The sequence below is a fragment of the Aquimarina spongiae genome (assembly GCF_900141785.1).
In the GTDB taxonomy this organism is placed as follows: Bacteria; Bacteroidota; Bacteroidia; order Flavobacteriales; family Flavobacteriaceae; genus Aquimarina; species Aquimarina spongiae.
Genome location: NZ_FQYP01000006.1, coordinates 36,375 through 57,608, shown reverse-complemented (window position 1 = coordinate 57,608; position 21,234 = coordinate 36,375). Strand labels below are relative to the sequence as shown.

The 21,234-nt window shown below is 36.4% G+C and carries 23 protein-coding genes; 19 read left to right on the top strand and 4 right to left on the bottom strand.

From position 1 onward, the window contains the following. Positions 1–11: 11 nt before the first annotated feature. Entirely contained in the window at positions 12–2,537 is a 2,526-nt protein-coding gene (locus tag BUE24_RS13950) for a M20/M25/M40 family metallo-hydrolase (RefSeq protein WP_073316762.1), read from the bottom strand. A gap of 174 nt (positions 2,538–2,711) precedes the next feature. On the opposite strand from BUE24_RS13950, the gene BUE24_RS13945 reads away from it, so the two are divergent. The 8 genes from BUE24_RS13945 (at position 2,712) to BUE24_RS13905 (ending at position 7,185) form a co-directional block, all read left to right on the top strand. Continuing rightward, entirely contained in the window at positions 2,712–3,215 is a 504-nt protein-coding gene (locus BUE24_RS13945; RefSeq protein ID WP_073316760.1) for a GbsR/MarR family transcriptional regulator, read from the top strand. Between the two features lie 93 nt (positions 3,216–3,308). After that, complete coding sequence (locus tag BUE24_RS13940) at positions 3,309–3,749, top strand: hypothetical protein (RefSeq protein WP_073316758.1); 441 nt, start codon at positions 3,309–3,311, stop codon at positions 3,747–3,749. A 425-nt stretch (positions 3,750–4,174) separates the two neighbouring features. Beyond that, positions 4,175–4,552, top strand: a complete 378-nt coding sequence (locus BUE24_RS13930; protein ID WP_073316754.1) for a hypothetical protein — start codon at positions 4,175–4,177, stop codon at positions 4,550–4,552. Between the two features lie 40 nt (positions 4,553–4,592). Next, positions 4,593–5,474 (top strand): methyltransferase domain-containing protein, encoded by an 882-nt coding sequence (locus tag BUE24_RS13925; RefSeq protein WP_073316752.1) that lies wholly within the window; start codon positions 4,593–4,595, stop codon positions 5,472–5,474. Between the two features lie 85 nt (positions 5,475–5,559). After that, positions 5,560–5,958, top strand: a complete 399-nt coding sequence (locus BUE24_RS13920) for an SRPBCC family protein (protein WP_244548154.1) — start codon at positions 5,560–5,562, stop codon at positions 5,956–5,958. Positions 5,959–6,033: 75 nt separating this feature from the next. Next, complete coding sequence (locus tag BUE24_RS13915) at positions 6,034–6,588, top strand: sigma-70 family RNA polymerase sigma factor (protein WP_073316749.1); 555 nt, start codon at positions 6,034–6,036, stop codon at positions 6,586–6,588. Positions 6,589–6,593: 5 nt separating this feature from the next. Then, a complete protein-coding gene (locus BUE24_RS13910; protein ID WP_073316747.1) occupies positions 6,594–6,848 on the top strand; it encodes a hypothetical protein in 255 nt (84 codons plus the stop codon). 76 nt (positions 6,849–6,924) lie between these two features. After that, a complete protein-coding gene (locus tag BUE24_RS13905) occupies positions 6,925–7,185 on the top strand; it encodes a hypothetical protein (protein WP_073316745.1) in 261 nt (86 codons plus the stop codon). Here BUE24_RS13905 and BUE24_RS13900 read toward each other — a convergent pair. Then, the gene (locus BUE24_RS13900; protein WP_073316743.1) at positions 7,174–8,001 is read right to left on the bottom strand and encodes a UbiA prenyltransferase family protein; all 828 of its coding nucleotides are present in this window, start codon (positions 7,999–8,001) and stop codon (positions 7,174–7,176) included. The two genes, BUE24_RS13905 and BUE24_RS13900, sit on opposite strands and share 12 nt — an antisense overlap. Positions 8,002–8,137: 136 nt before the next feature. On the opposite strand from BUE24_RS13900, the gene gcvP reads away from it, so the two are divergent. The 11 genes from gcvP to BUE24_RS13845 all read left to right on the top strand — a co-directional run bounded on the left by gcvP (position 8,138) and on the right by BUE24_RS13845 (position 18,662). Beyond that, a complete protein-coding gene (gcvP, locus tag BUE24_RS13895; RefSeq protein ID WP_073316742.1) occupies positions 8,138–10,990 on the top strand; it encodes an aminomethyl-transferring glycine dehydrogenase in 2,853 nt (950 codons plus the stop codon). Between the two features lie 63 nt (positions 10,991–11,053). Further along, the gene (locus tag BUE24_RS13890) at positions 11,054–11,419 is read left to right on the top strand and encodes a group III truncated hemoglobin (RefSeq protein WP_073316740.1); all 366 of its coding nucleotides are present in this window, start codon (positions 11,054–11,056) and stop codon (positions 11,417–11,419) included. 123 nt (positions 11,420–11,542) lie between these two features. After that, complete coding sequence (locus BUE24_RS13885; RefSeq protein ID WP_073316738.1) at positions 11,543–12,601, top strand: 3-oxoacyl-ACP synthase III family protein; 1,059 nt, start codon at positions 11,543–11,545, stop codon at positions 12,599–12,601. 79 nt (positions 12,602–12,680) lie between these two features. After that, complete coding sequence (locus tag BUE24_RS13880; RefSeq protein ID WP_073317611.1) at positions 12,681–13,208, top strand: class I SAM-dependent methyltransferase; 528 nt, start codon at positions 12,681–12,683, stop codon at positions 13,206–13,208. A gap of 14 nt (positions 13,209–13,222) precedes the next feature. Beyond that, positions 13,223–14,071, top strand: coding sequence for a glycosyltransferase family 2 protein (locus BUE24_RS13875; protein ID WP_073316736.1), 849 nt, complete (start codon positions 13,223–13,225; stop codon positions 14,069–14,071). Positions 14,072–14,152: 81 nt separating this feature from the next. Beyond that, entirely contained in the window at positions 14,153–14,719 is a 567-nt protein-coding gene (locus BUE24_RS13870) for a TetR/AcrR family transcriptional regulator (RefSeq protein WP_073317608.1), read from the top strand. Positions 14,720–14,778: 59 nt separating this feature from the next. Beyond that, positions 14,779–15,525 carry an SDR family NAD(P)-dependent oxidoreductase gene (locus tag BUE24_RS13865; RefSeq protein WP_073316734.1) on the top strand — a complete coding sequence of 249 codons (747 nt, stop codon included), beginning with the start codon at positions 14,779–14,781 and terminating at the stop codon, positions 15,523–15,525. Positions 15,526–15,553: 28 nt separating this feature from the next. Beyond that, positions 15,554–15,850: a carboxymuconolactone decarboxylase family protein gene (locus BUE24_RS13860; protein WP_244548153.1), complete on the top strand. Its 297-nt coding sequence runs from the start codon at positions 15,554–15,556 to the stop codon at positions 15,848–15,850. Positions 15,851–15,924: 74 nt separating this feature from the next. Further along, positions 15,925–16,977: a flavin monoamine oxidase family protein gene (locus BUE24_RS13855; RefSeq protein WP_073316730.1), complete on the top strand. Its 1,053-nt coding sequence runs from the start codon at positions 15,925–15,927 to the stop codon at positions 16,975–16,977. 183 nt (positions 16,978–17,160) lie between these two features. Continuing rightward, positions 17,161–17,898 carry an MlaE family ABC transporter permease gene (locus BUE24_RS13850; RefSeq protein ID WP_073316728.1) on the top strand — a complete coding sequence of 246 codons (738 nt, stop codon included), beginning with the start codon at positions 17,161–17,163 and terminating at the stop codon, positions 17,896–17,898. Next, complete coding sequence (locus BUE24_RS13845) at positions 17,898–18,662, top strand: ABC transporter ATP-binding protein (protein WP_073316727.1); 765 nt, start codon at positions 17,898–17,900, stop codon at positions 18,660–18,662. The genes BUE24_RS13850 and BUE24_RS13845 overlap by 1 nt, the downstream gene beginning before the upstream one ends. A gap of 43 nt (positions 18,663–18,705) precedes the next feature. Here the strand turns inward: BUE24_RS13845 and BUE24_RS13840 are convergent, their stop codons facing one another. Next, positions 18,706–20,151, bottom strand: a complete 1,446-nt coding sequence (locus BUE24_RS13840; RefSeq protein ID WP_073316725.1) for a DUF389 domain-containing protein — start codon at positions 20,149–20,151, stop codon at positions 18,706–18,708. Between the two features lie 4 nt (positions 20,152–20,155). Next, complete coding sequence (locus BUE24_RS13835; RefSeq protein WP_073316723.1) at positions 20,156–21,232, bottom strand: mannose-1-phosphate guanylyltransferase; 1,077 nt, start codon at positions 21,230–21,232, stop codon at positions 20,156–20,158. Positions 21,233–21,234: the final 2 nt, after the last annotated feature.

The window sequence follows — 21,234 nt, the reverse complement described above, 5'->3', positions numbered from 1 at the left end:
TGACCTGTTCCTTATTGAATTACTATTTTTTGTGTCAAAGAATCCTCTCCTTTAGTTTCAAGAGTGATCAAATACACTCCCGCCTGTAGAGATAATTGTTTAGCAGAAATTGTATTGGTGCCAGAAGTCAACTCCATATGCTTGATCTCTCTGCCTAATAGCGTATGTATCGAAGCATGAACGGCAGTTGAAATTTTCGCAGGCATATTGATGGTAAAGCTATCCGTAGTTGGATTTGGAGTAATTTTTACTGCTGCCAAAATTCCCTCGCCTTCTGTTCCCAAAACTGGAGTAATATCTCCAAAGTCTATTCTTTCTTTTAAAGAACCAGAACAAGAACCTTCATATACTTTTACATTAGAAAACACAGAAGTATTGCCACTTCCGGCATCATTATCATTAACAAATACCAAACGATTCATAGTTCCTGTATAAAAAGTCCCTACAGGAATGGTATATGTTGTAGTACCGTTGGAGTAATTGTCATAATTAGTCACTCCGTAATTTTGTGACCCATGCACTTTAAAATATCTAGAAGAGGTCAAACTGTTATCATCTTCAAAACCGATTCCATGAATTTCTCCTTGACTAGTGCTGCTAAACTCAAATTCGATAACTGTCGATGCGGTTACCACATAATCATATGCTATAGATTTCCAGGTGTTATTTTGTAAAGACAACCCTGATCCGCCATTAACGACAGAAAAATCACCTGCGTTGTCCTGATTAGAGAATGAGGAAACCGTAAAATCATTAAAATTTAAAGCCGTACAGTTACCAGGACCTGGGTCAACACCGGACTCAGTTAATTTTACATCATCTACCGCAACGTCTCCTTGCCAACTATTTCCTGTAACGGTATTGAATCTCAACTGTATCGTTGACTCGATATAAGAAGCAAGATCAACAGAAGCATCATTCCAAGCACTCCCCTGATCTCCCGATTGAGCAAATACACTTGTCCATGATGTACCATTATCTGCACTTACTTCTACTGCAAGGTTTCCTATAGCACTTCCTTGCATATGGTATTTGAAACTAAAAGTTGCCGAAGACAAACCAGCCAAATCAAAACAAGGGGATGTAAGAATAGCCCGCTTATTTGGAAAGCCTGTTCCATTTCCAGAAGCTTCTACATAAATGTAAGAAGAACCTTCAGCGGCATTGCTTGGTCCTGTTCCATTAGAGGGTGTTCCATTGCTATCTACTGTCCAATTCAAATCATCACTAGTAGATTGGGTCCAACTTCCTACATTACTTTCAAAACCCTGTTGATACGGATAAGTGGTAATACTGGTAGCACATGTATCTCCACCTCCTGGCCCTCCAGACACTCCGTTGGAAATTTCTATTAAATATTCCAGAGCCAGCTTAGCAAATTTGGCCGCATGTGTTGCATTTGGAGTAGGCGATCGATCAAAGGTATCTCTTGTTGTATGAATATGGGGATTGTGTTCTCCAAATCTTGCCTCAAAAGGAAAGGTAACGGGGTATCCTTCTTGTGCCCAGCTATAATGATCTGAACAGCCATAATTACATTGAGAAGTACCGTAAGTGATTCTATGAGTACCTGAAGCATTATAATGATTCAATAAACTGATCATAAAATTATTTAAGGTATCATCATTATAAGAATCAGTAGAAATAAAAGCATCATTTGTAGATCCTTTGTAGTTGGTCATATCCAGCTGCATATAACTCACCACATTAACATTACGACTTCGGTAGTCTTCGGCAATCTCTCTGGACCCTCTTAGTCCAACCTCTTCTGCGGCAAATGCCATAAATTCGATGGTTCTTTTAGGTGTAAAATTCATTGAAAACAATACACGCGCTGCTTCGGTAATAGTTGCGATCCCAGAGGCATTATCATCTGCTCCTGGTGCATTTGTATTGTTGCCACCTGCAGTAGAATCTGCATGTCCTCCTAGCACAACGAATTCATCCGGTTTTTCTGAACCGGTAATGGTCATCACCAACGATGGCATTGCGGTACTAGTGTGTTCTACTACTCTTATTGAAACATCACTACGTCCACCTACAATACTTTCCCATTTAGTTTTTAGATCCAAAATAGCTTGTCGCGCAGTGTTAGTGGTATGATAACGTGTACCATAATTTTCCCACTCCTGAATTTGATCAGCAATATTAAGGTTGTTCACTAAATCCAGACTTTGCCTTACCAAAGCATCTTGAGTAATAGCATAACTCATTTTTTGCTGCACGGTATTCGACATTTTGGAGATAGCCCCAATTGCCGCGATGGCTTTTTTGGCCGAGCTTTCATAAACAAATCCAGGACCATGCACCAATACTTTGTGATGTAACTCTTCTGCGGCTTTATCACTGAGTTTTACAGCGCTGTAGCCATTGGCAGATTTCAGAATTTGAATGTCATTTGGATGATTCAATAATAGTTCTTTCGCATCATTAGTTTGCATGGTAGCAAAAAACATGTCATTGGTTTGTTGTGCATGGCTATACGAAAAGAGTAAGCATAGCAATACTGCTGAAATAATTAAATTTAATTTTTTCATTATAAATACGAGTTTGTGTTAGTAGTATAACTTACACAAAATCAGTATTTAACAAAAACGGGGGAGCCGCAAAATAATAACTGTATTCACCTAGAAAAAATCTTGAAAGAAGCTTTCACAATATTAAACTTTCAATATTTTTTGAAAGTTTGATATTTTTTGTATATTTGTACTATGAAATACGATGACGCAAAAAGTAAATTTATTTCGACCTGGGGTTCACTGGGAACCTTATGGGGCATCAACAAAGCTATGGCACAGATCCATGCATTGTTATTAATTTCTCCAGAGCCACTTTCTATGGAAGACATCATGGAAGAGCTGCATATCTCTAGAGGAAACACCAGTATGAATCTTCGTCAATTGATGGACTGGGGAATCGTTTTTAAGGAAAACAAAATTGGAGAACGCAAAGAGTTCTTCACCTCAGAAAAAGACGTTCAGGAATTGGCACGACAAATTGCTAAAGAAAGAAGTCGAAGAGAGCTACAACCGACGATCAAGATTTTGAATGATGTTTCGAACATAAAGGATGATGGTACCGATAAAACTAAAGAGTTGATTAAGCAAACCAAAGCATTACACGAAATGGCAGAGACGCTAGATATCATGATGAACAAGGTGGTGGGCCAAGGAAACAACTGGATAACAAAAGCATTGGTAAAATTGGTTAAATAAAACAATAAGGCATCTCAAGTAAAGGAGGATAGATCTCCTTTTATTTTTCAATATAAATTTCAATATTTTTTGAAAGTTTAAAATTAACAAAACATGGAAGCATATATCCCAAACTGGATCATTATCGTAGCAGGAGCTGGTCAAATATTCACAGCGTTAATCTACCCATACATCCGTCATCAGGTGTTTGATTGGTACAACGATGTGAAACAACTAAAACCCCTAAATCAAGAAATCGCAAAGACCTATGGCAGATACATTCAAGGACTAAACTTTTCTTTTGGGTTGATTGCTATATTGCTAACAACGCATCTTAAAGAACAATCTGTACTTGCAATAGCCCTAACCGGACTTATTGCAGCCTACTGGATAGGAAAAGTAGCTACTCAGGTTGCTTACTACCCTATGTATGACATTCCTCAGAAAACGATCTTTAAAATAGGGAGTTATTTTATGAATTGTCTTTTTGTTCTATTTGCCATTGTCAATACACTATTACTCATTCATAACTGCATAGGGTATTTCAATTCTTGATTGTTATCCAAAGTTGAATAGAAAAAACTCTGTTTTCCTCACTTATTCCATAAGTAAAACGTAATGAACTTAAATCTGATTTCATATCTCATATATCTTTTAATAACGATAATTATCATTATTAAAGTAGGTTCAATATGTTACACAAACGGTAAAACCTTTGTAATACATCTAATTCCTAATGATAAAGAATTTTGTTTGAGAATTAACAATATACTATTAACCGGCTATTACCTATTAAACATGGGATATGCAATAATTACATTGTCCAAATGGAACGAAATAACCACCTATATCGATTTAATTGAAACAGTTTCTTATCAAACTGCTAAAATCATTCTCACATTAGCCATACTACATTATTTCAATGTATTCTGGATTTCAAAATTTATTAAAAACATCAATAACACTAAAACTATTTGATCATGGAAAAAACAAAAATTTTTATTGGATACCTTATTTATTTACCCATTGCGATCTCTTTAACTTATTATGTCTCCAGAACACTTTTTAAAAATGGAAAAATATTTATGATTGATATTTTCAACGGCAAAGAAGAAATCGCTCTTGCAACCAACAAACTATTTGAAGTAGGTTTCTATCTTCTAAACATAGGGTGGGCATTATTAATTCTAAAAATTGATGCTTACCATTTTCAAAACTCTTATCAAAACCTTGTAGAAGTATTGAGCTTTAAGATAGGTGGATTTTCTATATATCTGGGCTTTATGTTATTCATCAATTTGTTTCTATTCTTCAGAGGAAGAAAAAGATCGAACAGAGCTGCCACTATGATCAAATAACAGCGAGTATTTCATGATGTCAAACTAAAATATAAAAACGATGAGCACCATTTCCATTACAGAAAGACTAAGACAAAAACGATCAGCTTCAAAGCAGAATATCACCACTTTTTATGATGAAGCAACTGAAGATTATGAATTCTGGAGTAAAGATTTCAATATGCACTTTGGATATTATATTCCATTCAAAACTAGCCTGTTTAAAAGAGACACCATGCTTAATGAAATGAACCATCAGGTATTTGATCGATTGCAAGCTCCTAAACGCAATTCTTTGGTAGTTGATTTAGGATGTGGTATAGGCGGTACTATGCGATATGGGCTTCGCAAACACCCCCTGCTACGTATCATAGGGATCACTCTATCCCCTTTTCAGGTTAGAGAGGGAAACAAGCGATTAACAAATATGAACGGACTTATTCTAGAAGAAAACTATCATAATACATCCTTCAAAAACAATTCTGTAGATGCTGCTTATGCTATAGAAAGCTTATGTCATTCTGGACATAACTACCTTGCATTAAAAGAAGCTCATCGTATACTAAAACCAGGTGCTAGATTAGTAATAGCAGATGCTTTTCTTAAAAAAGAAGAAGCTCAGTTATGTGTAGGAAGTAATTATTGCTACGAACAACTATGCCAAGGATGGAGTCTACAAGGGTTGGGGAGTATTCAACAAGTACAAAACCGTTTGAAAGAATTGGGGTTCTCTAAAATAACAATTAACAACGTCTCCCATCGAGTAGCACCTTCTGTTTTGCATGTGCCGTTTGCCATAATTGGTTTTATGTTAAAAAAACTTTTTAAAAAACAATCCTTAAAACCACAAAGCATTAAAAATTTAAAAGGCTCTTTGTTTGCCTTACTGTCCGGATTACATTTTAAATCATTCGGATATTATATCATAACTGCAGAAAAGTGACAAGATGACCAAACTACAATTCAAAACTTTGATCCATTCGCCCATCAACCAGGTTTTTGATCTGTCGAGAAATATTGATTTTCACATGCTTTCAGCAAAACAAACAAATGAAAAAGCTATCGCAGGAAGGACTTCTGGATTAATACAATTGAATGAAACCGTAACCTGGCGTGGAAAACATTTTGGATTTTATATACATCATCAAAGTGCCATTTCTCAATTCAATTATCCATATTCATTTACAGATGAAATGGTGCAGGGAAAGTTTATACATTTTAAACATCTACACATTTTTAAAGAAGTAACAAATGGTACTCTTATGACCGACATTGTAGAATATGATGTTCCCTATGGTCCAATAGGACGTATTTTCGATTATTTTTTATTAAAAAAACACCTAACTAGGTTCTTAAAAAAACGCAATCAATCTCTAAAATTTTATTTAGAAACAAACTGTAAGGTTGAAATAAAAACAACTACTTAATACACATTCTTTAAAGCATATATTAATATTCAACTTTTTATCCTATTTTTGGTGAATACAACAATAGATACGATCATGTCAACAAACGCCATAGACCCCACTACATGGGTTGATAAATACAGTGATTATCTGTTTAACTACACCATCGTAAGAGTTGATGACAAGGAAATAGCGCAGGATTTGGTTCAAGAGACTTTTTTTGCAGGCCTGAAATCAATGAAAAACTTCAAAGGTGAAGCTAGTGAGCGCACCTGGCTGATATCGATACTGAAAAGAAAAATTATTGATCATTATAGAAAGATTAATAGCAATAAAGGTAAGGCAGAGGTAAGAATAAACTATACCGGAGATAGTGAAACCGAAGGTGATTGGTTGGAAGAACGTGTCGCTGATCCTTTTGACAAAAATGCAGAAGGTGATATTGAGAATGAAGAATTAGGGATGGCAATCCATAATTGCTTAGGAAAATTACCTGAAAAGCAAGCTTCCATTTTCAAAATGAAAACGATACAGGGTTTCGATACAGAAGCCATTTGTAATGAATTTGATATAACCGCGTCTAACCTGTGGGTAATCATCCATCGTGCTCGTACCGCCATGGCTGAATGCCTTGAAAAAGATTGGTTTTAAGTAAAATGAAAAAGGGAAACAAAATTTTTGTAAGCTGTTCTGACGCAAATCATTTTTGTGACAAAAATCAGTACAAAGAAGCCTCTTTATGGGAAAAAATAAGGCTGAGTTTACATCTTATATATTGTAGAGCCTGTAGAAAGTATTCTGCAAACAATAATAAATTAAGTAAGCTGGTCAAAGACCCTAAAGTAATTAGCATGGAACAAAATGTAAAGAATGCTATGAAAGAACGACTAAAACAAAAAATGAGTGAATAAGATTCTTTCCCCCCAGAAAGAATGTAAATTTTATATAACAAACGCCCCCTAAAATAAAAAAAGAACAAAAATTGTAATGAGCACTTCTACATCAAATAGACTATTTGTATCCTGTGAGGAAGCAAAACATATCTGTGACAAAAATCAGTATGGAGAGGCTTCGTTCATGGAAGTTATCAAACTAAACATACGTTTGATATATTGCAAGGTAACCAGAGCGTATTCCAAAAGGAATGGTAAGCTTACCAAAACAATGAAAAAAGCTGAAATACAAACTATAAGCTCTTCTCAAAAAGAAGAAATGAAAAAGCTTCTGGAAAAAGAGTTAAGCAAATAGTTCTTTTAGTATTAGCACAATAAGTAACCACATTACAGGAACACTTTCTACCCAAAAAGAGCAGTAATATTCTGATTGTTTCTTATCGGTCCCCCAAAGAAACAATAAACTAATGGTAGTCACCAAAATGGTACTTAAGATTTCTATTGGAGACAACTCATCCTTAACAGCAGTTAATAACAAAAACAACACCAACAAGGCACTTCCGAATACCTTAGTCTTGGTGATTCCAATTTTTTGAGGCACGGTTACCAGCTTCTCATCATCGTATGCCAAGTCCCTTATCTCAAAAGGGAGCATCATCACTACGATAAACAAAAAGCGCTGTATCATTTCTATGGACATATCAAAACTTACAGCCTCCTCGGCGTAAGTTAGAGGAACCAAAACTGTAATCCCAGCCCAAACGATAGCAATAATAAAAATTTTGATTCCCGCTACGCTCCTCAAGTTCTTTTTATTTGGAAAAACTGGAACCGTATAAAGGACTGTCAACAAAATAAAGGGAATCATATACAATAAAGTATCTCTAGAAACATCAAAAGCGAGATATAAAAATACCAAAAGTGCCCCCCAGGTAAGTATCTGAATACCCTTCATAGATTTATTTAATCGTCTATGATACAATTTGGAAACCTTGGAGTATTTCACAAAATTGTAGGCTGCTATAGCTCCAAAAAAACTAAAAAGAAGAAAAGCATAGCGTTCTGAAACACCGAGCTTTATAAAGGTAATTTGTACCAAAGCACAAATAGCTAATGCAACATGAATACTACCGTTTATATAAAATTGAAATAGGCTTTTTAAGGTTTTCACACTGTAAATTTAGGGTAATCTGTTAATAACACTCGAAAATGGTTAAAAACTTGGCACGGTCGAGTTAATTAATTGTGAAATTTTTAGCAATTAAATATGTACTTTTGCCGTCTGAATCTCAACTGTTTTTTTAGCTATGAAAACTGACTCATTTAAACTGCGTCATATAGGCCCTTCAGAGAAGGATCTGGACAGCATGTTAAACACTATCAAAGCTGATTCGATGGAGCAACTGGTATATGAAACTGTTCCTGATGATATTCTTTTAAAAAATCCATTGAATCTGGATGCTGCGATGAGTGAACAGGAATATTCTGCTCACATACAGAAATTATCCTCAAAAAATAAAGTTTTTAAATCCTATATCGGTTTAGGATATCACGAAGCTTGTTTACCAGCTGTTATTCAGCGTAATATTCTCGAAAATCCGGGATGGTACACCGCTTATACTCCTTATCAGGCCGAAATCGCTCAAGGAAGATTAGAAGCGTTATTGAATTACCAAACCATGATCTGTGATCTTACAGGTATGGAATTGGCTAATGCATCTCTGCTGGATGAGAGTACAGCGGCGGCAGAATCGATGACAATGCTTTTTGCGGTACGTTCTAGAGCCCAGAAAAAAAATGGAACCAATAAGTTTTTTGTTTCCGAAGAAATTCTACCTCAGACGCTTTCCCTATTAAAGACCCGAGCAATTCCATTAGGTATCGAGTTGGTAATAGGTGATCACCAGCAATTTGATTTCTCTGAAGATTTTTACGGTGCTATTCTACAATATCCTGGTAAATCGGGACAGGTATATGATTATGCCGGCTTTATAGAAAAAGCACATCAATCTGAAATAAAAGTAGCAGTTGCAGCTGATATTCTAAGTCTGGTAATGCTAAAATCTCCTGGAAGTATCGGTGCAGATGTGGTAGTAGGAACTACACAACGTTTCGGTATTCCTTTAGGATACGGAGGACCACACGCAGCATACTTTGCTACAAAAGAAGAATTTAAAAGAAACATCCCTGGACGTATCATCGGAGTCACTCAAGATACCGATGGCAACCGAGCGCTAAGAATGGCGTTGCAAACCAGAGAACAACATATCAAACGCGATAAAGCCACATCTAATATTTGCACAGCCCAGGTACTCCTGGCTGTTATGGCTGGTATGTACGCGGTGTATCATGGTCCAGAAGGATTAACATATATTGCAAACAAAGTAAACACTCTAACTACTCAATTGAGTGTTGCAGTAGAAAAATTAGGGTATCAACAGCTTAATACTGCCTATTTTGATACTATCCGTATTGCTGCTGATGCAAAAGAAATTCAGCAAATCGCCGAGGAGCATGAAGTAAACTTTTATTATCCTGATGCGAATACGGTTTCAATTTCAATCAACGAAGCTACCACAGCAAAAGACATTAATACCATCATTGCCATCTTTGCTAAAGCAAAAGGTACAGCAACGATTGCTATAGATGAATATGTTACAACTGGTTTTGATGTAACTATTAAGAGAGATACTGAGTTTTTGACCAATGAAGTATTTAATACGTACCACTCTGAAACCGAGTTGATGCGTTATATCAAAAAGTTAGAGCGTAAAGATCTTTCTTTGAATCACTCTATGATTCCTCTAGGCTCTTGTACAATGAAACTTAACGCAGCTTCAGAAATGTTGCCGTTGAGTAATCCGCAATGGGGGAACATTCACCCATTTGCTCCGTTGAATCAGGCCGAAGGTTATCAGATCGTTCTTAAAAAGCTGGAAGATCAACTTAACGAGATCACAGGTTTTGCTGCTACTTCGTTGCAACCTAACTCTGGTGCTCAAGGAGAGTTTGCTGGTCTAATGGTGATAAGAGCCTATCACGAATCTCGTAACGATCATCACAGAAACATTTGTTTGATTCCTTCATCAGCTCATGGAACAAACCCTGCATCTGCTGTAATGGCCGGAATGAAAGTAGTGGTTACCAAAGCTACCGAAGAAGGAAATATCGATGTTGATGATTTAAGAGAAAAAGCGCTTCAGTATAAGGACAACTTAGCTGCACTTATGGTTACGTATCCTTCTACTCATGGAGTATACGAATCAGCAATTAAAGAAATTACCAAAATCATTCATGATAATGGTGGACAAGTATATATGGATGGAGCCAATATGAATGCACAGGTAGGGCTAACCAATCCTGGAGCTATTGGAGCCGATGTTTGTCACCTTAATTTACATAAAACATTTGCTATTCCTCATGGAGGAGGTGGCCCTGGAGTAGGTCCAATTTGTGTTGCAAAACAACTGGCACCATTCCTTCCTAGTAATCCTATTATCCCAACGGGAGGAGAAGAAGCAATAACGGCTATATCTAGTGCTCCATGGGGTTCTGCATTGGCTTGTTTGATTTCTTACGGATACATTACCATGCTTGGAGCCAAAGGATTAAAAGAAGCTACAGAGTATGCTATTCTGAACGCCAACTATATCAAGGAACGTTTAGACGGACATTATGATGTATTATACACTGGTGAGCGAGGAAGAGCTGCACACGAAATGATTGTGGACTGCAGGCCTTTTAAAGCAAATGGAATAGAAGTTACTGATATCGCAAAACGATTGATGGATTATGGATTTCATGCTCCAACAGTATCCTTCCCTGTAGCTGGAACGATAATGATCGAGCCTACAGAAAGTGAAAGTAAAGCAGAACTAGATCGTTTCTGCGATGCTATGATATCTATACGTCAAGAGATCGCTGAAGCCAGTAAAGACAATCCTAACAATGTGATGAAAAATGCGCCTCACACTATGAGAATGCTCACTTCAGATCAATGGGATTTCCCCTATACCAGAGAGCAAGCGGCTTATCCCCTATCTTATGTTGCGGATAATAAATTCTGGCCAACGGTTCGAAGAGTAGATGATGCATACGGAGATCGTAACCTTATTTGTACCTGCACTCCTATCGAAGAATATATGGAAGCAGAAGCTTAATTAAAAGTTTAGATAGTAAAAGGAGGCAACAAAAAGTTGCCTCTTTTTTTTAATACAAACATAATGAAAGACATTTCTTCAAGACAAGATATTGAGCACATAATGCAAACTTTCTATACCGAAGCACTTGTTGATCCTATAATCGGAGATTTCTTTACCAAAATTGCCCGTCTACATCTTGAAGAACATTTACCAGAAATTACAGATTTTTGGGAACAACAGTTGTTTAGAAAAGGGCGCTATCAAAAAAATGTACTGCAAATCCATTTAGATCTTAATGTCAAAAAGAAGTTTGAAGAAATTCATTTTCAAACCTGGCTTGCTTTATTCAATAAAGCTATTGATCAAAACTTCGAAGGAGACCTTGCCAACCTGATGAAAACGAGAGCGCTTTCTATCGCTACTGTAATGCGCATAAAAATGCAGTAAAAAGCAAATTATCAGAGGTTTTCATACAAAAACCTAAGGTTGGGCATCGTAATTTTTATTATGCATGCATAGCAAAAAAGATTGTATTACCTATCTTATCCTTTCAATAGGAAAAGGAATACGATGAACATTAAGATAACCGGCACAGGAAGCTACATACCAGCACTAATAGAGCAAAACGAGGATTTTTTAAATCATCAGTTTTTGAACGCAGATGGTACCGAAATACATCATCCAACTTCAGTGGTCATTGAAAAATTCAAAAAAATCACTGGTATTGAAGAGCGTAGATATGCTTCTCAAGAACAAAATACCTCTGATCTGGCCTTTCTATCCGCAAAAGCAGCCATAAAAGATGCAAAAGTTGATCCTGAAACTTTGGACTATATCATTGTAGCTCATAACTTTGGTGATGTAGACAAAAATACTTCACAAGCCGATACAGTTCCTAGTTTGGCAGCAAGAGTAAAACACAAATTGCAAATCAAAAACCCTTATTGTGTTGCCTATGATTTATTATTTGGTTGTCCTGGCTGGATAGAAGGTGTGATACAAGCACAGTCGTTTATAAAAAGTAAAATGGCCAAAAAATGCCTCGTCATTGGGGCAGAAACTTTATCCCGAGTAATCGATGCACATGATCGGGATTCTATGATCTATTCTGATGGTGCCGGAGCCTCCGTAATTGAGATTTCCGAAGATAAAGGAGGAATAATTTCTTCGATAAGCGCATCCTATACTTTGGAAGAAGCTAACTTTCTATTTTTTGGAAAAACCTATAATCAAAATACTACCGACTCCAACAAATATATCAAAATGTACGGTAGAAAGATCTACGAATTTGCCCTAAATCATGTTCCAAAAGCAATGAAAGCTTGTTTGGATAAAACGGATGTTGGTATTGGTGATATCAAAAAAATACTTATCCATCAAGCTAATGAAAAAATGGACGAAGCCATTGTAAAACGGTTTTATGAGCTTTATGGAAAAGAAGTTCCTAAAAATGTGATGCCGATGAGTATTCAAAAACTTGGTAATAGTAGTGTAGCCACTATCCCTACCCTCTACGATCTTATTCTAAACCATAAAATTGACGATCAAACCATTAACAAAGGTGATTATTTACTATTTGCCAGTGTTGGTGCCGGAATGAACATTAATGCCTTTCTATATCAGCATTAGATATTGATAAAAATATAAGAACAAGTGCAGCTAATCTTAGTAATTGTCTATTTTTACAGGCAATAATGCACTTATTACTATGTACGAAGGAACTTTTCCTCATAAACGCTATCAAAAAACGCTAGAATTCTTACGGAATCACACCCCTGCCCCTTCCAACGTCCTGGATCTAGGTGTACGAAATCCTTTTGTCGAATTCATGGAAAAAGAAGGATACACTGTTGCGAATACCACAGGCGAAGATCTGGATCTTGATACAACAGCAGTTATAAATGAGGGTTTTGATATGGTAACAGCTTTCGAAATTTTTGAACATCTAATAGCGCCTTTTAATGTGCTTCGAGATATAAAGGCTAACAAATTAGTTGCTTCTATCCCGTTAAAACTATGGTTCTCTCCAGCATACCGCAGTAAGACTGATCCCTGGGACCGACACTATCACGAATTTGAAGATTGGCAATTTGATTGGTTATTAGAAAAAGCAGGTTGGAAAATCATGGCAAGGGAAAAATGGACACATCCGGTAAAAAAAATAGGATTCAGACCTCTGTTACGACTTTTTACTCCACGCTATTATATGGTTTATGCAGAAAGAATAACAGATTAAAAAATCAATAAAATTTGAAGGTTTATATCGTCATACCTGCTCATAATGAAGAACGCTTTATCGCCAAAACTTTGGATTCTTTGGTTTCCCAAACGTTACTACCCCAGAAAATCGTTGTGGTAAATGACAATTCTAATGACAATACTGAAACCATCGTTACTAGTTATACGGAGAAATATAACTTCATAACACAAATAAAAACCTCGGCTTCAGAACTTCATTTACCAGGTAGCAAAGTCATCAATGCTTTTTATAACGGATATGAAACATTAGATCAGGACTACGATATCATCTGTAAGTTTGATGCCGATTTGATTTTCCCCAACAACTATATAGAAAAAATGATCTCTCATTTCGAGTCCAATTCACGAATTGGTATGGTCGGAGGTTTTTGTTTTATTGAGAAAAATGAAGAATGGGTACTAGAGAATTTAACCAATAAAGATCATATTCGTGGAGCGCTTAAAGCCTATAGAAAAGACTGTTTTACAGATATTGGAGGATTAAAAACCGCAATGGGATGGGATACCATCGATGAGTTGCTAGCACAATATCATCAATGGAAAATCAAGACCGACGAATCCTTAGAGGTGAAACATCTGAAACCGACTGGAAACACCTACAATCCCAAAGCAAAATACAAACAAGGGGAAGCTTTTTACCGAATGCGCTATGGGTTTTGGATTACTCTAATTGCCTCAATAAAGTTAGCATTGCTCAAAAAGCGACCTATTCTTATCAAAGATTATATCACGGGCTTTTTTAAAGCCAAAAAAGAAAAGAAAACTTATCTCATATCTGCCAACGAAGGTAAGTTTGTCCGTGCATTACGATGGAAAAAAATTAGAAAAAAACTACTCTAATTCTTCTTCTTTTGAGCCTCATAAATGTTAAAATTAAACAAAAACAGACAGACTTGTCTGTTTTTTATCTATGTTTGTACCATGAAACATTCATTAATTAGGCAACATATTATTGAAACCGCATCCAATCTGTTTTACCGTAACGGATATAATCTAACCGGAATCAATGAAATTATCAAAGAAGCAGGGATTGCCAAAGCTACTTTGTATAATCATTTTGCATCAAAAGAAGATATTTGCCTTGCCTATCTTCAATATAAGAACAACACCTTTACCAAAGACATCAAAGATTTTGTAAATCAAGCTGAAGAAGGTAAAGATCAATTATATGCGTTGTTTGGGTTTCTACAGAAATTCTTTGATCAGAAGGATTTTAATGGATGTTGGTGTTTAAACACCATAGCAGAACTCCCGCATGGAAGCGAAAGAGTGCAACAGGAAATTCAGAAACAAAAAGAAGAATTTATCCAATTTATTAAAGCTTTAATCAATAAAAATCTGAGCCAAGCTACTGATCAAGAAGAAGAAGAACTATTAGCAAGAAAGATTTATTTGTTGTACGAAAGTGCAATTTCAGAAAGTAAACTACATCAAAGCAAATGGCCTATCGAGACTGGCCTGTCACTTTGCAGAAGTTTAGTAGCATAATTTTTTTTATCAAAAAAAGACAGACTTGTCTGTTCAATATTAACTTAAAACTATAAAACATGAACACATTTAGTAACAAAGTTGCCTTAGTTATAGGGGGAACTAGCGGAATTGGTAAAGCTACCGTACAAAATCTAATTAACGAAGGTGCGACAGTGCACGTAGTAGGAAGAAATACTTCTAAAATAGAAGACGTAGCCAACGTGATCAAACACCAGGTAGACATAACTAGTCAGGACAGTGTAAATGACTTAATCAACAAAATTGAAAGCCTGGATCGTTTGGATCATTTGGTAAATGCTTCAGGAATCTTTGGACCGAAGTCATTTTTGGATCATACGGTTGCTGATTACGATTCGTATCAGGATCTAAACAGAGGGTTTTTCTTTATTACCCAAGCTGCTGCCAAGAAGATGAAAGAAAATCAGTACGGGTCCATTGTAAATGTAGGTTCTATGTGGGCTAAGCAAGCAGTTAAGGCTACCCCGTCTTCTGCGTACTCTATGCAAAAAGCAGGCTTGCATTCGCTTACACAACACCTAGCGATGGAACTTGCCGACGAAGGTATACGAGTAAATGCAGTTTCTCCTGCGGTGGTAGAGACTCCTGTGTATGACAGCGTGTTTGGAAGTGCCGAAGAGGCTAAAAAAGCATTAGTAGGTTTCAACAATTTCCACCCGATCGGAAGAAACGGAACACCACAAGATATTGCTGATAGTATTACCTTTTTACTTTCTGACAAGGCATCTTGGGTAACTGGTGCTATTTGGGATACTGATGGAGGAGTAATAGCTGGTAGAAACTAATCTAAATTCGAATTACGCTATGTATGACATGAATAACCTAAAGCAATTAGGTAAACTTGGTAAAAATGCCGAAAAGGCAATGAAAGCATTTCAGGCTTTTGATAGTATCGCATTAGAAGAAGGTGCTATTCCGGTAAAATATAAAGAGCTAATGGCAGTTGCAGTAGCGTTAACTACACAATGCCCTTATTGTCTGGAAATCCATAAAAACAACGCCATAAAACATGGTGCAACTCAGGAAGAGTTGGCAGAAACTACATTTATTGCAGCTGCACTTAGAGCAGGCGCCGCAGTGGTTCATGGCACACATTTAATGGAAAAATAAAACCAACTTTTATGCTAAAATAAAGAGTAAAGCTGTTGTATAGCTTTACTCTTTATTTTTAATTTTGAAATGCAATGAAAACAGAAGTTACAATTATTGGGGCAGGGTTAACTGGACTATTACTAGCATATAGACTTCAACAACACGGTATATCTTTTACAGTTGTAGAAGCGAGAGATCGAATAGGAGGTCGAATACACACCACTTATACTCCCGATCATACTCCAATAGAAATGGGTGCCACCTGGTTAGGAACACAACATACCACTTTATTCAAACTACTAAAGGAATTAAAAATTCCAGTTTTTGAGCAATCAATGAGAGGCATCACACTTTTCGAATCCTTATCTACTTCGCCACCTCAACGCATTCAAATACCTGAAAACCAACCATCAAGTTATAGAATACAAGGAGGAACCAGTACATTGACACACCAACTGGCAAATACCATACCTGCAAACCACATAGCATTAGGTTGTAAAGTCAACGAAATTAGCTATGATAAGATCAATGGATGTATAGTAAAGACCGAAAACCAACAATTTACATCCAATAAAGTAGTATCCACTATTCCTCCAATGTTATTAATGAATACAGTAAAATTCAATCCTAACTTACCCAAAAATATAACTACACTCGCTAACCAAACACACACATGGATGCGTGACTCCATAAAGGTAGGACTTTCTTTTTCTAAATCTTTTTGGAAAGAACACCATTATTCTGGTGCTGTTTTTAGTAATGTAGGACCGGTAACAGAATTGTATGATCATTCTAATTATGAAAACAACAAATACGCCCTAAAAGGTTTTGTCAAAAATGAAATACACTTCGACACTACCAAAGAAAGACAAACTAAAGTTCTAAATCAGCTTCAAAAAATGTTTGGCAACGACATTCTTTCTTATACTGCATATCATGAAACCCTCTGGAGAAATGAAGCATTCACCACGTTTGATGCAAATCAGTTTATTTTCCCACATCAAAACAACGGAAACCCAGCCTATCAAAATGGATTGTATGACAATAACTTCTACATTGCAGGATCAGAAACCTCCCCTCAGTTTGGAGGATATATGGAAGGCGCAGTAAGAAGTGTACAAAACATACTTCAACAACTTCTATAATTCCTTTTATATCTAGACCGAAACCGACAATAACAAAAAAGTGAGGTTCCAAAAGTTCATCTAATCATTACCTCATACAATTTGGACCGCAAATTCGCGGTGGATATAAAAGCAAAACTTTAATGAAAGGTTAAATGCTAAGGATATTTTTTTTTCTATTTTAGCTTTTCTAATTGGGAATATATGTTTTATCTAGACGATATTGGTCGTTATTTTTTAATGTTAAAAGGAGTTTTTAGTCGTATGACTAAAGGTTCTGTTTTACGAAATTTAATATTTAAAGAAATAGACGACTTAATTATAGGATCTTTGGGTATAACAGTATTCCTTGCGTTCTTTATTGGTGCGGTAGTTGCTATCCAAACAGCCCTTAACCTCACCAATCCTTTAATTCCCAAAAAGTTGATCGCTTTTGCTTCTCGACAATCGGTGATATTGGAGTTTGCTCCTACTTTTATTTCGGTTATCATGGCAGGTAAGGTAGGATCTTTTATTACTTCAAGTATCGGAACCATGCGGGTAACCGAACAAATTGATGCACTCGAAGTAATGGGTATCAATTCCTTAAACTATTTGGTATTTCCAAAAATCATAGCTATGCTCACCTATCCTTTTGTAATCGCTATTGCAATGTTTATAGGTATTGTAGGAGCCTATGTAGCTGGTGTATATGGAGGGTTTATATCGAGTACTGATTTTCTGATTGGATTACGAGAAGAGTTTATGCCGTTTCACCTTACCTATGCATTTATAAAAACCTTTTTCTTTGCTTTTCTATTAGCTACCATCCCTTCGTTTCATGGATATTATATGAAAGGAGGTGCACTCGAAGTAGGTAAAGCCAGCACTACAGCTTTTGTATGGACTACTGTGGTTATTATTATCTCTAATTATTTAATCACTCAATTATTACTTAGCTAATGATAGAAGTAAAAGGTTTACATAAAGGATTTAACGGAGAAGAGATTCTGAAAGGAATCACGACTACCTTTGATCGTGGAAAAACAAATTTGATCATTGGGCAAAGTGGTAGTGGTAAAACAGTTTTCCTGAAATGTTTATTAGGACTATTTACTCCCGAAAAAGGAACTATCTGTTATGATGGGGCAACATATTCTGATTTGAACGAGCAGGAACAAAGGGATCTTAGAGAACAAATGGGGATGGTATTTCAAGGGAGTGCCTTATTCGATTCTATGACGGTAGAAGAGAATGTCATGTTCCCATTGATGATGTTTACAAAACAGAGTAAAGAGGAAATGTTACACCGAGTACACGAAGTACTTCAGCGTGTTAATCTTGAAAACGCTGAGAAAAAGTTACCTTCAGAAATTAGTGGAGGGATGCAAAAACGTGTTGCTATTGCCAGAGCAGTAGTAACCCAACCTAAATACTTATTTTGTGACGAGCCCAACTCTGGTTTAGATCCAAGAACCGCTATCGTAATTGATAATCTAATCAAGGAACTCACCGAAGAGAATGACATCACTACAGTAATCAACACACATGATATGAATTCTGTGATGGAGATCGGCGAAAAAATCGTTTTTCTTCAAAAAGGGGATCTGGAATGGGAAGGTGATAAAACTCAAATTTTTAAAACCGATAACAAAGCTGTTACCGACTTTGTATATTCCTCGAACCTGTTCAAAAAGGTAAGAGATGCTCAACTGAAAGGTTTGTAGTATACCAACTGTCCAAAAAGATTTTTTGGCTATTCAGGATAGATTATTCAAGATACAAAGTATCTGCTTTCAACTCTCTGGTAATCCATTCTCTTAATCTTTGATTTCTATCGATCTCAAGGCTATCCGACACTTTAAACTTCCATCTCGGGAAGATGACCTGAACGGTATCCATACGCAAGAAATTTGATTTCAACATTTCTGCATATCCCAGCGTTTCCAGATCCGGAAAACGAATTTTGGCATCTTTAGAAATATTAAAATAAGGCAACACCTCTACTGGCACTTCTTTATTCGCTTCTCTCAGGCTAGTTTCCAGACCGGCCATTTGTATTTTAAGGTCTTCGATCTCATCCAACAACTTATCATTTTCCTTTTGCATGCGATCTAGCTCTACAATTGCGCGGTCATAGGCTTTTGATACTTGATCCAATCCACGGGCTTTATTCCCATTAATGGCCAGCTCAAAATCTGAAATATGCTTGTAGTTTTTAATTTCATTTTTTAAATCACTCATCACTGCTTCTGGCATTTCTCCATCAAAATATAGTTTAATGGTTCTTTCGTTGTAATTATAGAAGTCCTTACGCAAGTATAAATTTTCATTTGCATTCACCTCATTTTCAATAAAATGAGAATAATCACGTTCTGCATTACTTTCTTTTAGCGTTACATAAAATGTATAACTCGCGGGAATCATAGCTAATATTGCCAATAATGACGCTAATTGTGCGGTACGCTTTCGCTTTGCAGAATTTGCATACCGTATCATCGGAAAACGCAATAACTTGGCTACGATAAAGGTAGATAATGCAATAAATATAGCATTGATACTAAACAGATATAATGCTCCCAAAAAGAAGTTGGGTTCCCAAACAGCAATACCATATCCCACAGTACATAATGGCGGCATTAATGCGGTAGCAATTGCTACTCCCGCTATAGCATTGGGCATGGTCCCTTTCTTTGATTTGGCAACTATTAATGCCAATCCACCAGATACTGCTACCAATACATCCAAAATGGTGGGCGCTGTTCTCGACTCTAACTCTGGTGTGAGCTCGGTAAGTGGAGAGAGCCAAAAATATAAAGTAGCTGCTGCAACACTTAACCCAACCATCACCCCAAGGTTGATCAACGATCTTTTTAAAGTATCGATATCATTAATAGCAATAGATAATCCGACCCCAACGATCGGACCCATTAACGGAGAGATTAACATGGCTCCTATTACCACTGCAGTCGAACTTACATTAAGCCCAATAGATGCCACAAAGACAGAAAATATAAGAATCCAAGCCGTATGCCCTTTAAAAGGAATATCATTCTTAACATCCTCTATAGTTTGATCCTTATCTGTTTCAGACCTTATATCCAGTAACTCTTGAAGAAATGTTTTTACACTTGTAAAAAGACCTTTGGCGTCTCTTTTTACAGACTCGGTCATTTCTTCTTGATTAGATACTGGTGGTTTGGTATTCTCTTCCATTGTATTATGTATATTTTTCTCCAAAGGTATCTTTAACTTCTGAACGTACCTCTTTTATATGTTGTTCCTTTTTCTTAGGATAAATCAGCAGCACCTCTTCTTTGTCTACAATAATATAATCTGTCAATCCATCTACAACTACAATTTTATCCTTTGTAGTTCTTATCATATTTCCTGAGGCATCCTGAGTCAGGACTCTTGCATTCACCACTGCATTTTTTTCATTGGTTTTATCCAATTTATCGTATAATGACCCCCATGTTCCTAAATCATTCCAATCAAAACTAGCAGGAAGAACAAATACATTTTTTGCTTTTTCCAAAATAGCATAATCTATAGAAATATTTTCTGCTAATGCATAATGGGTTGCTATAAATGCTTTTTCTTGTTCGGTATTGTAGACATCCTCCCCTTTCTTGAACAATGTAGTCATTTCTTCCTGAAATTGAGCAAATGCATTAACAATACTACTTACACTCCAGATAAAAATTCCAGCATTCCAAAGATAGTTTCCTTCGTTCAAAAAAGTCTTTGCTGTTTCGTAGTCGGGTTTTTCGGTAAACTGCTCTACCTTCTTAATCGCACTATCTTCTTTATGATATTTGATATACCCATACCCTGTATTTGGAAATGTAGGGTGAATCCCTAAGGTCATCAACATTTCTTTAGTACTACAAGCTTCGAAACTTTGTTGCAAGTCAGCGATAAAAGCATCTTCATCCTCGATCCAATGGTCACTTGGTGCTACCACCATAACGCCATCAGGATTTTCTTTTTGAATTTTCATCGCTGCATAAAGAATACAAGGAGCTGTATTTCTCATCGCTGGTTCTGTGACTACCTGCTTTGGTGTAACCGATGGCAACTGTTCTAATACCAAGTCATTATACAACTCATTGGTTAAAATGTAAATATTCTCTACGGGTACAATCTTGGCCAAACGAGAAAACGTTTTTTGTATCAAGGTTTCTCCCGTACCCAACATGTCATGAAATTGCTTTGGAAAACTAGTTGTGCTAACGGGCCAAAAACGAGACCCTACTCCACCGGCCATCAATATGGCATAATAATTTTTGTTCATAA

Bases quoted from the DNA above. Each gene is read 5' to 3' on its own strand.
- BUE24_RS13930 (WP_073316754.1), top strand. From the start codon at position 4,175: ATGGAAAAAACAAAAATTTTTATTGGATACCTTATTTATTTACCCATT.
- BUE24_RS13855 (WP_073316730.1), top strand. From the start codon at position 15,925: ATGAAAACAGAAGTTACAATTATTGGGGCAGGGTTAACTGGACTATTA.
- BUE24_RS13940 (WP_073316758.1), top strand. From the start codon at position 3,309: ATGGAAGCATATATCCCAAACTGGATCATTATCGTAGCAGGAGCTGGT.
- BUE24_RS13850 (WP_073316728.1), top strand. From the start codon at position 17,161: ATGTTTTATCTAGACGATATTGGTCGTTATTTTTTAATGTTAAAAGGA.
- BUE24_RS13870 (WP_073317608.1), top strand. From the start codon at position 14,153: ATGAAACATTCATTAATTAGGCAACATATTATTGAAACCGCATCCAAT.
- gcvP (WP_073316742.1), top strand. From the start codon at position 8,138: ATGAAAACTGACTCATTTAAACTGCGTCATATAGGCCCTTCAGAGAAG.
- BUE24_RS13925 (WP_073316752.1), top strand. From the start codon at position 4,593: ATGAGCACCATTTCCATTACAGAAAGACTAAGACAAAAACGATCAGCT.
- BUE24_RS13885 (WP_073316738.1), top strand. From the start codon at position 11,543: ATGAACATTAAGATAACCGGCACAGGAAGCTACATACCAGCACTAATA.
- BUE24_RS13840 (WP_073316725.1), bottom strand. From the start codon at position 20,151: ATGGAAGAGAATACCAAACCACCAGTATCTAATCAAGAAGAAATGACC.
- BUE24_RS13890 (WP_073316740.1), top strand. From the start codon at position 11,054: ATGAAAGACATTTCTTCAAGACAAGATATTGAGCACATAATGCAAACT.
- BUE24_RS13915 (WP_073316749.1), top strand. From the start codon at position 6,034: ATGTCAACAAACGCCATAGACCCCACTACATGGGTTGATAAATACAGT.
- BUE24_RS13945 (WP_073316760.1), top strand. From the start codon at position 2,712: ATGAAATACGATGACGCAAAAAGTAAATTTATTTCGACCTGGGGTTCA.
- BUE24_RS13950 (WP_073316762.1), bottom strand. From the start codon at position 2,537: ATGAAAAAATTAAATTTAATTATTTCAGCAGTATTGCTATGCTTACTC.
- BUE24_RS13905 (WP_073316745.1), top strand. From the start codon at position 6,925: ATGAGCACTTCTACATCAAATAGACTATTTGTATCCTGTGAGGAAGCA.
- BUE24_RS13835 (WP_073316723.1), bottom strand. From the start codon at position 21,232: ATGAACAAAAATTATTATGCCATATTGATGGCCGGTGGAGTAGGGTCT.
- BUE24_RS13860 (WP_244548153.1), top strand. From the start codon at position 15,554: ATGAATAACCTAAAGCAATTAGGTAAACTTGGTAAAAATGCCGAAAAG.
- BUE24_RS13845 (WP_073316727.1), top strand. From the start codon at position 17,898: ATGATAGAAGTAAAAGGTTTACATAAAGGATTTAACGGAGAAGAGATT.
- BUE24_RS13880 (WP_073317611.1), top strand. From the start codon at position 12,681: ATGTACGAAGGAACTTTTCCTCATAAACGCTATCAAAAAACGCTAGAA.
- BUE24_RS13910 (WP_073316747.1), top strand. From the start codon at position 6,594: ATGAAAAAGGGAAACAAAATTTTTGTAAGCTGTTCTGACGCAAATCAT.
- BUE24_RS13920 (WP_244548154.1), top strand. From the start codon at position 5,560: ATGCTTTCAGCAAAACAAACAAATGAAAAAGCTATCGCAGGAAGGACT.
- BUE24_RS13865 (WP_073316734.1), top strand. From the start codon at position 14,779: ATGAACACATTTAGTAACAAAGTTGCCTTAGTTATAGGGGGAACTAGC.